Below are 15,194 nucleotides of genomic sequence, written 5' to 3'. Positions count from 1 at the left end.
TGAAAAGTCACATATGCATGAAGTGACGCCGGCCGCGCAAGCGGCGGCCGGTATCGACACGCGAAAAAGGGGTCAGGCCAGGGCGGCCGTGAGGCTGTTGACCTCGTCCTCCGATTCCTGGAGGATCGTGCTCAAGGTGCCTTCGCCGACGGCGAAGTCGATGGTGGCGCCGACCTGCACGCCGGGGATGCCCGGATCGCGTTCCAGCAGGGGCGAGGGGACGGGCGACAGGTCGTTCGCCAGCAGCAGCGTGTCGCCCAGGGTTTCCGGCGGCAGGGCGCGCATGCCGTTCCACAGCGCTTCGATGGCGCCCATCACGGGGGCCGGCACGCCCAGCTTGAGCAGGACGCCGCGGCCGATGGCCGTCTCGCCATGCTCGATCCATTCGTCGGCGCCGCCTTCCAGCAGGCCCGGGAATTCGGCGGCACGCGACAGCAGGTAAAAACCGCCGACCTCGTGCACGATGCCGGCGAACATCGCCGTTTCCGGATCGACGAACGACACGCGCCGCGCGATGACTTGCGACAGCGCCGCCACGTGGGTCGAGTGCAGCCACAATTGGTCGGCCTTGGCGCGCAACTCCGGGTCGTGGATCTCGCTGGCCAGCTGGCGCACGATGACGGCCGCGGCCAGCGCGCCCAGCGTGCGGAAACCCACGCGCGACACGGCCGCCTTGACGTTGGTGACGTCGTTGCCGAAGCGGTTATAGGCGGCCGAATTGGCGATGGCGACGGTGCGCGCGGCCAGCAGCGGCTCCGTCTGCACGAGGCGCGCCGCTTCGTCGATGTGGCAGTCCGGGTCGGCCAGCGCGCGCTGCAGCTTCAGCGTCGCGTCGACGTGGGTGGGGAAGTGGAGGTCGCCGCGCCCGGCTTGCGCGGCAATGCTCTTGAGGGCGTCGATTCTGTCCATGGGAAAAAATTATACCCCCGGGCAGGTCGTCAAGGTTCGCTGAAAATGGCGTCGCAGCCGTCTTTCGGTTCCTCGGTGTCCTCCAGTTCGTCGATGAGGCCGAGGTCGAACAATTCCTCGACCGCGTTCATGAAGCTGTTCAGGGTGGCGGCGCCGATCAGGCGGTAGATGTCGCCGGCCTCGTTGCGCACGCCGATCAGCATCGGCTCATCGCGCACCTCGGCGGGCGAGGCCACGTCCAGCAGCAGGTTGCCGATGATGTGTTTGTCGAAATGCGGAGGCTTTTTACCTTCGAGCAGTGCTGTCTTCATAAGATCCTTCGTCGGCGGGAATGTGCCCGCCCTGGGTGGACAGGCCCGGCGCGTCGAGCCGGGTGCGCAGGCGGAGCAGCGCGTGGTCCAGTTGTTCGAAATCGCCGTCGCCATAATCGGCGAACAGCTGCTTGCCGTGAGCGACCACGGCCGGAAACACATTATGGAACACGGACTCCCCCGACGCCGTCAGGCGCACGAGAAAAGAACGCTTGTCGTCGCACTTGCGCACGCGTTCCACGAGGCCCTTCCGTTCCAGGCGGTCGATGACGCCGGTCAGCGTCCCCTTCGTGATCAGGGTTCGCTCGCCCAGTTCCTTGTAAGTCATGCCGGGCGTGTTGCCGAGGGTGGCGATGATGTCGAATTGCGGATGCGTCAGCCCGTGCCGGCGCACCGGTTCGGCGACGAAGCGCTCGAACCCTTGCAGGCACTCGGCCAGCAGGCGCACACTCTTCAGATATCGTTCACCCATGAAACGATTATAGCCTCTGCGCGGGGCGACCCCGCTGCTTCGCGCGCCGTGCTTCTCCGTTTGCGCCCGCGCCCGTTACCATAGCAATCTTGCCAGGCTTTATTGAACGCTTCATGACCCAGCATCTGCGCGGCATCGCCGCCCTCGTCGTCGTCGTCCTCGTGTGGGGCACGACGTTTCCTGCGATGAAGGAATTGACGGCATACTTTTCTCCCGTCTGGATCATCCTGACCCGATTCGCCATTGCGACGGTGCTGCTGACGCCTTTCCTGTGGCGCGCGCGCCGCGCCGACCTCGCACTGGGCGCGACGCTCGGTCTGCTGCTGTTTTTCTGCTACGTGTTCCAGGTGGAGGGTCTCGCCCTGACGACCTCCAACCGCAACGCCTTCATCTGCGGCCTGAACGTGCTCGTCGTGCCGTTGCTCGGTCTGCTCGGTGGACGCCTGCCGGAGCGCCGCATCGTCGTCGCATTGCTGCTCGCGATCGCCGGGCTCGTCTCGCTGTGCTGGGACGGCGGCGGCGGCTGGGGCCGCGGCGACACGCTCGCGCTGCTGGCCGCGCTCACGTTCGGCAGCTACATCAAGGTCATGGAGATCTACACGCGCCGCGCCGTCCGGCTGATGAGCGTGACGGCCGCGCAGATCGGCACCGTCGCCGTGTGCGCCGCGCTATGGCTGCTCGTGCGCGAGGTGCCGCGCGGCGGCATCGGCGTCGTGGAAGCGGGAGCGAATTACTGGTCCTACATCGGCCAGGGCCTCGCGCATTACTGGCTCAATTTCGCCTATCTCGGCGTGCTGTGCACGGCCGCCATCATCTCGATGCAGGCCTGGGGCCAGGCGCGCACGAGCGCCAACGAGGCGGCCGTCATCTATGCGTTCGAGCCCGGCGGCGCCGCGTTTTTCGCCTACGTCTGGCTGGGCGAGGCGATGGGCGCCCGCGGGTGGCTCGGCGCTGCATTGTTGATCTCCGGTATGATAGTCAGTCAATGGAATGCCGAAAGCCGGCCGGCCGCCGCGCTCGCCCCCGAGTGATGATCCCTGTCTTGTCCGATGCAGCACGCTGACTTGTCCCGTCTCGCGCAGGAGGCGCCGCTGCGCGTGCTGCTCGTGCATGCGGGCGAGCCGGATTCGCTGACGTGGTCGGGCCTCGTGCAGCCGCTGCGCCTCGCGGCCAAGATGCTGGGGCCCGGGCGCCTGCACGTGGACGTGCGCAGCCCGGACAAATTCACGGCCGACCAGCGCCACTGGCACCTCGTGCTGCTCGTCGCGGACGAGGCCGAGGCCGGCCTGCGTCCCGCCAACCTGCGCACTGTCGTCGGCCGCTGCCGCGCTGCGCCCTGCTGGGGCGGCGTCGGCGCCGGCGTGCTGTGGCTGGCCGAGGCGGGCGCGCTGAACGGTGCGCGGGCCGCGCTGCCGTGGTCGCTGTATCCCGACGTCGACATGCATGCCGACCAAGCCTTGCTGAGTCCGCACCTGTACGAGATCGACGGGGCCCGCATCACCTCATGCGGCGGCGCGGCCAGCATCGACTTCGCGCTGACCCTCGTCGACCTGCTGTTCGGCGCGACGGTGCAAGCGCAAGTGAAGGAAATCCTGTGCGTGGACCGCGTGCGCGGCCCGGACGAACGCCAGCGCGTCGCGCTGCAGGCCCGTTTCGGCGTGCTGCAGCCCAAGCTGACGGAGGCCGTCACGCTGATGGAAGCGAACATCGAGGAGCCGCTGTCGACCGACGACATCGCCCAGCTGGCGGGCGTGTCGCGGCGGCAGCTGGAGCGTTTGTTCAAGCAATACCTGGGCAGCCTGCCGTCGCGCTACTACCTCGAACTGCGCCTGCAGCGCGCCCGCCAGTTGCTGCGCGACACCAACCACTCCATCGTGCAGGTGGGGCTGATGTGCGGCTTCTCGTCAGGCTCCCACTTCTCCACCGCCTTCGGCGCCCTGTTCGGCAACACCCCCCGCGAAGAACGCCAACGCAAGCTCAGCCAATAAATTCGGGGTCAGAGCACACTGTTTTTTCGAATTCGACGACGTTGGCCGGCATAGGCCGATCATGCCTGCGGCTTTGGCGAAGTTTGCAAAATTAAAGCAAAATAAAGGGGTCTGACCCCGAATTTGAGCAATTGTTGCTCGTCCAAAAATGAAAATGCCTGTCGCAGTTTGGAAAGAACGGCAAGGTTTGGCTTCTCTATAATGGGTCGCTCGGCGCGGCTGCTGGAGTCCGCGCAATCTTTAATTTGGATGAGGAAAACGTCATGAATGCTAAGCTCGAATCGGGTGTCACCACGCGGCCTGTCACACGCCAGACTTTCGACGAGGTGCTCGTCCCGACCTATGCGCCGGCCGCGATGGTCCCGGTGCGCGCTTCGGGCCTGGACGTCTGGGACCAGGAAGGCAAGCATTACCTCGACTTCACCTCCGGCATCGCCGTGTCGAGCCTGGGCCACTGCAACCCGGTGCTGGTCGACGCGATGACCCGCCAGATCAACACGCTGTGGCACCTCGGTAACGGCTACACGAACGAACCCGTGCTGCGCCTGGGCACCGCGCTGACGGAAGCGACGTTCGCCGACCGCGCCTTCTTCTGCAACTCCGGCGCGGAAGCCAACGAAGCCGCGCTGAAGCTGGCCCGCAAGTACGCGCACGACAATTTCGGCCCGCACAAGTCGCGCATCGTGTCGTGCTATTCCTCGTTCCACGGCCGTACGCTGTTCACCGTGTCGGTCGGCGGCCAGTCGAAATACACCGAAGGCTTCGAGCCGCTGCCGCCGGAAATCAACCACATCAACTACAACGACATCGAATCCGCGCGCGCCGCGATCGGCGACGACGTGGCGGCCGTGATCGTCGAGCCGATCCAGGGCGAGGGCGGCGTGATCCCGGGCGACGTCGAGTTCCTCAAGACGCTGCGCGAACTGTGCGACAAGACGGGCGCGCTGCTCGTGTTCGACGAAGTGCAGTCGGGCGTGGGCCGCACCGGCGCGCTGTACGACTACATGAACGTGGGCGTGACCCCGGACATCCTGACGTCCGCCAAGGCGCTGGGCAACGGCTACCCGATCGGCGCGATGCTGACGACGAACGAGATCGGCCAGCACTTCACGGTCGGCACGCACGGCACGACGTACGGCGGCAACCCGCTGGCGACGACCGTCGCGCTGAACGTGATCGACCAGATCAACCAGCCCGCGTTCCTCGCCCGCGTGCGCGAAGCCGGCGCCAGGATCATGGCGAACCTGGAGAAGCTGGCGGCCGACTACCCGCAGCTGTTCACCAAGCCGCGCGGCAAGGGCCTTCTCATCGGCCTGCCGATGGCCGCCGACAACAAAGGGCGCGCCAAAGACTACACGAAGGTCGCGGAAAAACTGGGCCTGATGCTGCTGATCGCCGGTCCGGACGTCGTCCGCCTGGCCCCGGCGCTGATCGTCTCCGACGAGCAGATCGCCGAAGCGGATCGCCTGATGCGCCAGGCCGCCGACGCGTTCCTCGCCGGCTGACCTCCGCACCACCCGGCCGGAAGGGGGGGCACCCCAGCCCGGCCGGCTCCGTCCGATTGACGCCTTTGTCGGGAGTTCCCATGTACGTAGTTCGTCCGGTAGAACCAGCGGATGTCGGCGCCCTCGAGACGCTGCTCGCCGCATCCACGCCGGGAGTGCACACCCTGCCGCGCACGCGCGAAAAAATCGCCGCGTTCGTGGAGCGTTCGGTGGCGTCGTTCGCCGCCCACGTCGACATCCCCAGCGAGGAGTCCTACCTGTTCGTGCTCGAAGACGTCGACCGCCGCGAACTGGTCGGCACCGCCTCGATCCACGCGTCGGCCGGCTCGAACGGCACTTATTTCGCGTTTCGCAACGACGTGATCCAGCAGGTCTCGCGCGACCTGAACATCAGCCACAGCGTGCACGCGCTGACCTTGTGCTCGGAGCTGACGGCGTATTCCCAGCTGTCCGGCTTCTACATGCGCGACCGCGACACGGCCGGGCGCGAGGCGGCGCTGCTGTCGCGTGCCCGCTTGCTGTACGCCGTGCTGGCGCCGCACCGCTTCGGCGACCGCTTCTTCGTGCCGCTGGCCGGCGTCACCGACGAACAAGGCCAGTCGCCGTTCTGGGACGCGCTGGGCCGCAAGTTCTTCAAGATGGATTTCCTCGACGCCGAGCGCACGATCGGCGGCGCCCGCAACCGCACCTTGATCGTCGAGCTGATGCCGCACTACCCCGTGTACGTGCCGCTGCTGCCCGGCCCCGCGCAGGCCGTGATGGGCCAGATCCACCCGAGCGGCCAGCTCGCGTTCGACCTGCTGACGGACGAGGGCTTCGAGGCCGACGAATACATCGACATCTTCGACGGCGGCCCGATCCTGCAGGCGCACAAGCACGCGCTGCGGTCGTTCTCCGGCTCGATGGTGAGGAAGGTCGCGAACGCCGAACTGCAGCCGCCCACGCGCGGCGGCAAGGCGGCGATGGTGAATTACGCGGTGGCCAGCAGCGAGCGCAAGTTCCGCGCGATCGTGCTGCCGTGCGACCCGGCCGAGAGCTCGGACACGATCTGCCTGCCGCCCGCGGCGCGCGAGGCCCTGTCCGTCGCGACCGGCGACAGCGTCATCTGCGTACGCATCTGACGTCTTGGAAAACAATGAGGAACCCATGCTCGTAATCCGCGCAATCACCCTGAACGACATCGATCCGCTGATCGAGATGGCGCGCCAGGTCGGCAGCGGCATGACCACGCTGAAGCCGGACCGCGCCATGCTGGGCGAACGCGTCGAGACCGCGGTGGCGTCGTTCGCGCAGACGATCCCGCCCGAGGAACGCGACTACATGTTCGTGATGGAAGACACGTCCAATGGCCGCCTGGCCGGCGTGTGCGCCATCAAGGCCGCCGTCGGCCTGACCGAACCGTTTTATAACTACCGCATCGGCACGCTCGTGCATTCGAGCCGCGAACTGAACGTGTTCACGCGCATGGACACGCTGTATTTGTCGAACGACCTGACCGGTTCCACCGAACTGTGTTCGCTGTTCCTGATGCCGGAATACCGCACGGGCCACAACGGCAAGTGGCTGTCGAAGAGCCGCTTCCTGTTCATCGCCCAGTTCCAGCACCTGTTCACGGAAAAGATCATCGCCGAGATGCGCGGCTACCAGGCGGAGGACGGCACGTCGCCGTTCTACGAAGGCCTCGGCCGCCATTTCTTCAAGATGGATTTCAACCACGTCGACGGCCTCACGGCGCTGGGCAAGAAATCGTTCATCGCCGAACTGATGCCGCGCCAGCCGCTGTATGTCGCGTACCTGCCGGAAGACGCGCAGACCGTGATCGGCCAGGTGCACCGCTCCACGCTCCCCGCGCGCAAGCTGCTGGAGCAGGAAGGCATGCACTATGAAGGCTACGTCGACATCTTCGACGCGGGCCCCGTGCTGCAGGGCCGCGTGTCCGAGCTGCGCGCCGTGCGCGACAGCGTGCTGACCGCGGCCGAGGAAGGCCAGCCTGGCAGCGAATGCGAAGTCACGCTGGTCTCCAACACGAAGCTCGACGATTTCCGCATGGTCCTCACCCAGGCCTGCGACGGCGGCCGCAAGGTCGCGCTATCCGTGCGCGAACTCCAACTGCTGCATTGCCAGCCGGGCGATCCGATCCGCTCGCTGGCCCTCAATGTAAGGAAGAACAATGGCTAATGTCTCTAACTACATCGGCGGCGAATGGCTGCCCGGCAGCGGTCCGCTGCTCGCGACGATCGATCCGTCCAACGGCCGCCAGACCTGGACCAGCAACGAATCCACGGCGGACGACGTCGCCGGCGCCGTGCAGGCCGCCCACGCCGCCTTCGAAGGCTGGGCGCTGACGCCGCTCGACGAGCGCATCGCGATCTGCCGGCGCTTCCGCGACCTGCTCAAGGAGCACAACGAGGACCTCGCCGCGATCATCGCCGAGGAAGTGGGCAAGCCCTTGTGGGAAGCCCGCACCGAAGTGACGACGATGGCGAACAAGGTCGACATCTCCGTGCAGTCGCATGCCGCGCGCACGGGAGAAACGAGTACCAAGGTCGCGGACGGCAACGCCGTGCTGCGCCATCGTCCGTACGGCGTGTTCGCCGTGTTCGGACCGTACAACTTCCCGGGCCACCTGCCGAACGGTCACATCGTCCCCGCGCTGATCGCCGGGAACACGCTCGTGTTCAAGCCCAGCGAATACGCGCCACGCACGGCCGTGCGCACGGTGCAGTTATGGGAAGAGGCCGGCCTGCCGAAGGGCGTGCTGAACCTCGTGAACGGCGGCCGCGCGACCGGCGTCGCGCTGGGCCAGGCGGACGTCGACGGCATCCTGTTCACGGGCAGCAGCCAGACGGGTGTCGCGCTGCATAAACAGTTCGGCGGCCAGCCGGGCAAGATGCTGGCGCTGGAAATGGGCGGCAACAATCCGCTCGTCGTGTGGGACGTGCAGAACGTGGACGCGGCCGTGCACCATGCCGTCATGTCCGCGTTCATCTCGGCCGGCCAGCGCTGCACGTGCGCGCGCCGCCTGATCGTGCAGGACACGCCGCAGGGACAAGCCTTCATCGATCGCCTCGTGGACGTGGCGGGCAAGCTCGCCGTCGGCCCGTCGAACGCGGACCCGCAGCCGTTCATGGGCCCCGTCGTTTCGGCCGCCGTCGCGCACCGCCTCGTGCAGGCGCAGGAGATGATGGAAGCGCAGGGCGGCAAGGTCTTGCTGCGCATGCGCCAGCTGGATCCGAACGCGGGCTTCGTCACGGCGGGCATCGTCGACGTGACCGATGCGACGGGCATTCCGGACGAGGAGTGGTTCGGTCCCCTGCTGCAGGTGATCCGCGTGGCCGATTTCGACCGCGCCATCGAGGTCGCCAACGCCACCGAATTCGGCCTCGCGGCGGCGCTCCTGTCGCCGTCGGAAGACCTGTGGAAGCGCTTCGCGGTCAAGATCCGCGCCGGCGTCGTCAACTGGAACCGGCCGACGACGGGCGCGGCCAGCTCCGCGCCGTTCGGCGGCGTGGGCAAGTCGGGCAACCATCGCCCGAGCGCGTATTACGCGGCCGATTACTGCGCGTACCCGGTCGCCTCCATCGAAACGTCCGAGCTGGACATGCCGGCCAAGCTGTCGCCCGGTCTCACTTTCTGAACGATATGCGCAACGCACGCGAATTCAACTTCGACGGTCTCGTGGGCCCGTCGCACAACTACGCCGGCCTCTCGTTCGGCAACGTGGCCTCGTTCAACAACGTGAGAAGCGCGTCGAACCCGCGCCAGGCCGCATTGCAGGGCCTCGCGAAGATGCGCGCCCTGGCCGCGCGCGGTTTCGCGCAAGCCTTGCTGCCGCCGCAGGCGCGCCCGAATTTCCGCCTGCTGCGCCGCCTCGGCTTTTCCGGCACGGACGCCGACGTGCTGGCGCAGGCGTACCGCGAATCCCCGGTGATCCTGGCCTGCGCCTACTCCGCGGCGCCGATGTGGACGGCGAACGCCGCCACCGTCAGCCCGTCGGCCGACACGGCGGACGGCCGCGTGCACTTCACCGCGGCGAACCTGAACAACAAGCTGCACCGCGCGGAAGAACACGTGCAGGCCACGCGCACCTTGCGCGCCCTGTTCGCGAACACGGACCGTTTCGTCGTGCACGATCCGCTGCCGTCGACGCCCGCGTTCGGCGACGAAGGCGCCGCCAACCACACGCGCTTTGCGAGCAGCCACGGGGCGGCCGGCGTCGAGTTCTTCGTCTACGGCCGCGTCGAGTTCGACCCGTCCGCGCCCGCGCCGACCAAATACCCGGCCCGCCAGACGCTGGAAGCGTCGCAGGCCGTCGCCCGCCTGCATGGCCTGGACGCGGCGCGCACCGTGTTCGCGGCGCAGAATCCGGACGTGATCGACCAGGGCGTGTTCCACAACGACGTCATCGCCGTCGGCAACGGCAACGTGCTGTTCTACCACGAGCAGGCGTTCGCCGACGAAACCGCGACGCTGGATGCTCTGCGCCGCGCGCTCGGCACGACCGGCACCGACCTGCGCGCCGTGCGCGTGGACACGGGCATCGTCCCCGTCGCCGACGCCGTCGCCAGCTATCTGTTCAACAGCCAGCTGCTGTCGAAGCCGGACGGCGGCATGGCCCTCGTCGTGCCGCACGAATGCCGCGAGACGCCGACCGTCGCCCGCTACCTGGAGCAGATGGTGGCATCGGGTGGCCCGATCGACGAGTTGATCGAATTCGACCTGCGCCAGAGCATGCGCAACGGCGGCGGCCCCGCGTGCCTGCGCCTGCGCGTCGCGCTCACGGACGAGGAGGCGGCCGCGATGCACCAGGGCGTGCTGATGACGGAAGACCTGTACGCGCGCCTCGTGCCGTGGGTCGAGCGCCATTACCGCGACCGCGTCGAGCCGAAGGACCTGGCCGATCCGCAGCTCGCCATCGAGTGCGCGGCCGCACTGGAAGACCTGGAACGCATCCTCGGCCTGCCGGGGCTGTACGACCTGTCGTAAAAGGATCATGATGATGCCGTGAGCGGTAACGCATGGTGGACACAGGGTGCCCAGAGCGGTAGGGTGGGCGGCCCTCCGCCCACCAGACGCATGAGCCGCGGTAACGCATGGTGGGCACGGGGGTGCCCACCCTACTTAAATGGTTTCCGGAGACAGGAAGCACGAGATTTGGACGGGACAACCCCGTCCGTACCAGCCGGGAACATGTGGCCACAAGCCGCGCCGAACCCGGCGCAACAACCAGCTTTTGGAGAAGCTAACATGAACAAAGACATGCCTCACGACCTGCGCACCCAGACCCTCGCGCTCGTCAATGAGAACAAGCCGGTGGGCGCCGCCGAGACGGTGGGCGCGCTGATCGGCGCCTGGATCGGCGCCCTGGACGAGGACGACCTCGCCGGCATCGACCCGCGCAACCTCGCCGCCATCCTGTGGGACGCCTTCGCCCAGGTGGCGCAGCGCACGACGCCAGGCTGCCAGATCGCGCAAATGCGCTATACGGACGGGCGCTGCGGCATGTCGACCGCCTTGCTGATCCTGAACGAGGACATGCCCTACCTCGTCGACTCGTTCGTGATGGCGCTGCGCCGCCAGCGCGTCGTCGCGTCGGGCGTGATGAATGCCGTGCTGCCCGTGCGCCGCGACGAAGCGGGCCGCGTGGTCGCCGTCGGCGAGGCCGGCGCGCCGCTGGAATCGTACGTCCTGTGCCTGCTGGCGGAAGACCTGCCGCAGGACGAACTGTCCGAATTGATCGGCCGTATCCAGATGGTCGCGCGCGACGCCGCCATCGTGCACCGCGACGCCGTCGCCATGGCCGACCGCATGACCTTTGTTGCCGCCGCCGCGGCCGAGAATGGGAAAAATGCGGGCACGCCGTCCGGCCAGGAAGTGGCCGCCTTCCTCGACTGGGCCAAGAACGAAGGCTTCGAGCCGTTCGGCTACGCCTATTACTTCGTGAAGCCGGGCGCGCGCGAACTGGAACGCGACATCCCGAGCCGCATCGGCGTGCTGCAGGACACGTCGCACCCCGTGTACGGCACCTGCCTGCAGAACATCCCGGGCGATTTCGAGATCCTGTCCAAGCGCGACGAAACGCTGTCGATCGTGAAGGCCGATGTGGCCGGCACCTTGCACCGCGACCAGCCGCTGGACTTCATCGGCGTGCGCGACACCGACACGCAGGGCAATACGATCGGCGAACACTGCTTCGTCGGCCTGTTCACCCGCGCCGCCACGTCGACGCCGCTGGCGCGCCTGCCGTTCGCGCGCGGCCGCGTGGCCAAGGTGCTGACCATCGCCGGCGTGCGCCAGGAAGGCTTCCGCGCCGAGAAATTCCTCGAGATCCTGGAATCGCTGCCGCGCACGGAAGCGCTGGAAGCGGAGCCGGACTGGCTCGCCCAGGTGTGCAGCTCCGTCGTCTCGCTGTACAAGCAGCCGCGCGCGAAAGTGTTCGCCCGCCGCGACGTGTACCAGCGCCACCTGAACGTCCTCGTCTACCTGCCGCGCGAGCGCTACAGCGCCGCCGTCGTGGCCGCGCTGGCGCAGGCGCTGAAGGAGAGCTCGGGCGCGGTCGACGTGCGCACGCAGACCCTCGTCGCCGACGGCCCGCTGGCCCGCGTCTACCTGATCGCCCAGGCCGCGCGCTATCCGCTCGACCTCGAAACCGACATCCAGAAGCCGCTGCTGTCCGTGCTGGACGGCTGGCATGACCGCTACACGGCGCTGACCGACACGGTCGAAGACGCCCCGATCCGCAACGCGCTGCGCAAGCTGCTGCCCACGCTGCCCGTGAACTACGTGGCCGCGACGGCGCCGGAAGTGGCGTTCCGCGACGCCACCGCGATCATCGAGAACGGCCAGCCGGGCCATATCTCCGTCCGCATCGAGACCGACGAAGCCGGCGTGACCTCGCTGCGTCTGTACTCTACCGGCACGGTGCCGTCGCTGTCGCGCATCCTGCCGGCGCTGCAGAACGCCGGCGTCGCCATCGACCGCGAACAGAGCTTCTGGATCGACACGCCCGACGGCGCGCGCCACTACATCACGAGCCTGATCGTCGATGCGGATTCCGCCGCCAAGCTGGCCAAGCCGGGCGTCGCCGACGTCGCCGACGAGCTGTTCGCCGCGCTGTTCAACGACGAAGCGGAAGACGGCCGCCTGAACGGCCTCACCATCGAAGGCGGCCTGTCGATGCGCGAAGTGCAGCTGGTGCGCGCCTACATCAGCTACTGGCGCCAGGCCGGCAGCAAGTTCTCGACCCGCTACATGGCGGAGACGCTGCGACCGCGCGCGCGCCTCGTGAAGGAACTCGTCGACGGTTTCGAACTGCGCTTCGATCCTAAACTGTCGGACGAGGAACGCGCGTCGGGCGACGCCAAGCTGGCCGTGCTGAAGGCCGGCCTGGCCCAGGTCAACCATGCGGACACCGAGGAAATCATGGCCGCGCTGATCGACCTCGTGATGGCGACCGTGCGCACCAATTACTTCCAGAACGACGGCGAAAAGATCATCTTCAAGTTCGACACGAGCCACCTGGCGCTCGTGCCGGAACCGCGTCCGTTCCGCGAAATCTATGTGTTCTCGCGCCGCTTCGAAGGTCTGCACCTGCGCGGCGGCCCGGTCGCCCGCGGCGGCCTGCGCTGGTCCGATCGCATGGAAGACTACCGCACCGAAGTGCTGGGCCTCGTGAAGGCGCAGATGGTCAAGAACGCCGTCATCGTGCCGGCCGGCTCGAAGGGCGGCTTCGTGTGCAAACAGATGCCCAAGGATGCCGCCCGTGACGTCGTGGCGGCCGAAGGCGAAGCCGTCTACCGCCTGTTCGTCGCGAGCCTGCTGGAGTTGACGGACAACCGCGTGCGCGGCGAGATCGTGCCCCCTAGCGACACCGTCCGCTACGACCAGGACGACCCGTACCTCGTGGTCGCCGCCGACAAGGGCACCGCGACGTTCTCCGACATCGCCAACAGCATCGCCGTCTCGCGCGGCTTCTGGCTCGGCGACGCGTTCGCGTCCGGCGGCTCGAACGGCTACGACCACAAGAAGATGGGCATCACGGCGAAGGGCGCGTTCGAAGCCGTGAAACGCCACTTCTACGAGATGGGCCACGACATGAGCACGACCCCCGTGACGATGGTCGGCGTGGGCGACATGTCGGGCGACGTGTTCGGCAACGGCGTGCTGCTGTCGCGCCAGTTGAAAGTGCTGGCCGCGTTCGACCACCGCCACATCTTCCTCGACCCGAATCCGGACGTCGTCGTGTCGTTCAACGAGCGCAAGCGCATGTTCGCGCTGCCGCGCAGTTCCTGGGACGACTACGACAAGGAGCTGATCTCGGAAGGCGGCGGCGTGTTCCCGCGCACCGCACGCCATATCGAGCTGTCGCCGCAGGTGCGCGAGGCCCTCGCCATCGAAGAGACCTCGCTGACGCCGGAAGATCTGATGCACCGCATCCTGCTGGCGCCGGTCGACCTGTTCTACAACGGCGGCATCGGCACCTACATCAAGGCGTCGACCGAAACCAACGCGCAGGTGAAGGACCGCGCCAACGACAACATCCGCGTCAACGGCAACGAGCTGCGCGTGAAGGTCGTGGCGGAAGGCGGCAACCTGGGCGCGACCCAGGCCGGCCGCATCGAATTCGCACTGGCCGGCGGCCGCATCTTCACGGACGCGATCGACAACTCGGCCGGCGTGGACTGCTCCGACCACGAGGTCAACGTCAAGATCTGGCTCGACACCGAAGTCAACGCGGGCCAGCTGGACGAGGGCGAGCGCAACCGCCTGCTGACGGAAATGACGAGCGACATCGAGAAGCTGGTCCTGCGCGACAACACGTTGCAGACGCACCTGCTGGTGCGCGAGGCGCAGGCGCAGAGCAACGGCGCCGTGGTCGACGGCTATGCCGCGCTGATCGCCAGCCTCGAGGCGGAAGGCGCCGTGTCGCGCGAGCTGGAACAGCTGCCGAGCGAAACGGAACTGCAGCGCCGCAAGGCCCTCGGCCTGGGCCTCACGACGCCGGAACTGGCCGTCGTCGTCGCCAACGTCAAGAACCGCTTCAAGCGCATCCTCGCCGCGCTGCCGCTCGCCGGCCAGCCGTGGGCCGAGACCATCCTGCGACCTTACTTCCCGGCGCAGCTGGTGGCGACGCGCGATCCGCTGGCGCACCCGCTGGCCAATGCGATCCTGGCGACGGTGCTGGCCAACGAATCCGTCAACCGCTGCGGCCCGCTGATGCTGCGCGACCTGGCGCTGGAACACCGCATCGACGACGCCGAAGTCGTGAAAGCGTGGGGCCAGGCCTGGGCCGCGCTGCACCTGGCGCCCGTGTTCGAGGCGCTGGACCATGACGCGCTGGTCGTGCCGCGCGACGTGTCGCAGACGGTCGACGCGCGCACTCGCGTGATGCTGCGCACCGTGATCGAAGGCGTGCTGTCGCTGCCGGCCGAACAGGCGGGCGCCGGCGGCATGGAAGAGCTGTCGAACCTGTTCGCCCAGCCGGAGCAACTGCGCCAGCTGATGCCGGCGAAGTCGGAAGCGGATACGCAGGCGGGCCTGTCGCCGTCGTTCGTGCAGGCGTGGAAGGCCGTGGACACGGTCGAATCGCTGGCGGCGTTCCTGTTCGCGGCCGTGTCGGTGCAGCGTCCGCAAGGCATGTCGCTGGCCGAGTTCCTGCAGGTCGGCATGCTGCTGCGCGAGCAGGCCGGCATCGACACGCTGGAGCGCGGCCTCAAGCTGCCGGCCGTCAGCAAGTCGCAGGAACAGCTGCGCAACTATGCGCTGCAAGCCCTGCGCCGCACGCAGCAGCGCCTGCTGCTGGAAGTGCTGGCGGCCAGCCGCGGCACCGGCGACATGCAGTCCGCCGTGCGCGAGCTGACGGCCGCGATGGGCCTGTCCGGCGGCTACGTCCAGCCCGTCGACCTGGAACAGGCGATGCTGGCCGTGTGGTCGCTGTCGGAAGGTTCGAGCCCGGACCGTATCGCGTCGGGCACCGCCGCGACCACCGTCGCGAACCTGGCCTGACGCG

General features: G+C 67.5%; 11 protein-coding genes. 8 read left to right on the top strand and 3 right to left on the bottom strand.

Going from position 1 to position 15,194, the window contains the following annotated elements:
- Positions 1-72: 72 nt before the first annotated feature.
- From ISF28_RS05455 to ISF28_RS05445, 3 genes are read right to left on the bottom strand one after another with little or no spacing between them, the layout of a single operon-like run.
- Positions 73-909, bottom strand: coding sequence for an HDOD domain-containing protein (locus ISF28_RS05455; protein ID WP_198116119.1), 837 nt, complete (start codon positions 907-909; stop codon positions 73-75).
- A gap of 29 nt (positions 910-938) precedes the next feature.
- The gene (locus tag ISF28_RS05450; RefSeq protein ID WP_198116118.1) at positions 939-1,220 is read right to left on the bottom strand and encodes a hypothetical protein; all 282 of its coding nucleotides are present in this window, start codon (positions 1,218-1,220) and stop codon (positions 939-941) included.
- Entirely contained in the window at positions 1,195-1,692 is a 498-nt protein-coding gene (locus ISF28_RS05445) for a MarR family winged helix-turn-helix transcriptional regulator (RefSeq protein WP_198116117.1), read from the bottom strand. Before ISF28_RS05445 ends, ISF28_RS05450 begins: the two co-directional genes overlap by 26 nt.
- Before the next feature lie 113 nt (positions 1,693-1,805).
- On the opposite strand from ISF28_RS05445, the gene ISF28_RS05440 reads away from it, so the two are divergent.
- The 8 genes from ISF28_RS05440 (at position 1,806) to ISF28_RS05405 (ending at position 15,190) form a co-directional block, all read left to right on the top strand.
- On the top strand, positions 1,806-2,723 hold the full coding sequence (locus ISF28_RS05440) for a DMT family transporter (RefSeq protein WP_198116116.1): 918 nt from the start codon (positions 1,806-1,808) through the stop codon (positions 2,721-2,723).
- A gap of 18 nt (positions 2,724-2,741) precedes the next feature.
- A complete protein-coding gene (locus ISF28_RS05435) occupies positions 2,742-3,680 on the top strand; it encodes a GlxA family transcriptional regulator (protein ID WP_198116115.1) in 939 nt (312 codons plus the stop codon).
- A gap of 263 nt (positions 3,681-3,943) precedes the next feature.
- Positions 3,944-5,185: an acetylornithine/succinyldiaminopimelate transaminase gene (locus tag ISF28_RS05430; RefSeq protein ID WP_198116114.1), complete on the top strand. Its 1,242-nt coding sequence runs from the start codon at positions 3,944-3,946 to the stop codon at positions 5,183-5,185.
- A gap of 80 nt (positions 5,186-5,265) precedes the next feature.
- Entirely contained in the window at positions 5,266-6,306 is a 1,041-nt protein-coding gene (locus ISF28_RS05425; protein ID WP_198116113.1) for an arginine N-succinyltransferase, read from the top strand.
- A gap of 25 nt (positions 6,307-6,331) precedes the next feature.
- Positions 6,332-7,363: an arginine N-succinyltransferase gene (gene astA / locus ISF28_RS05420; protein WP_198116112.1), complete on the top strand. Its 1,032-nt coding sequence runs from the start codon at positions 6,332-6,334 to the stop codon at positions 7,361-7,363.
- A complete protein-coding gene (astD, locus tag ISF28_RS05415; RefSeq protein WP_198116111.1) occupies positions 7,356-8,822 on the top strand; it encodes a succinylglutamate-semialdehyde dehydrogenase in 1,467 nt (488 codons plus the stop codon). Before astA ends, astD begins: the two co-directional genes overlap by 8 nt.
- A 5-nt stretch (positions 8,823-8,827) precedes the next feature.
- Positions 8,828-10,171, top strand: coding sequence for an N-succinylarginine dihydrolase (gene astB, locus ISF28_RS05410; RefSeq protein WP_198116110.1), 1,344 nt, complete (start codon positions 8,828-8,830; stop codon positions 10,169-10,171).
- 261 nt (positions 10,172-10,432) lie between these two features.
- Entirely contained in the window at positions 10,433-15,190 is a 4,758-nt protein-coding gene (locus ISF28_RS05405) for an NAD-glutamate dehydrogenase domain-containing protein (RefSeq protein ID WP_198116109.1), read from the top strand.
- Positions 15,191-15,194 lie beyond the last annotated feature (4 nt).

This window comes from Massilia rhizosphaerae (genome assembly GCF_016093545.1).
In the GTDB taxonomy this organism is placed as follows: domain Bacteria; phylum Pseudomonadota; class Gammaproteobacteria; order Burkholderiales; family Burkholderiaceae_D; genus Telluria; species Telluria rhizosphaerae.
This window is presented reverse-complemented; position numbering and strand designations above follow the sequence as displayed.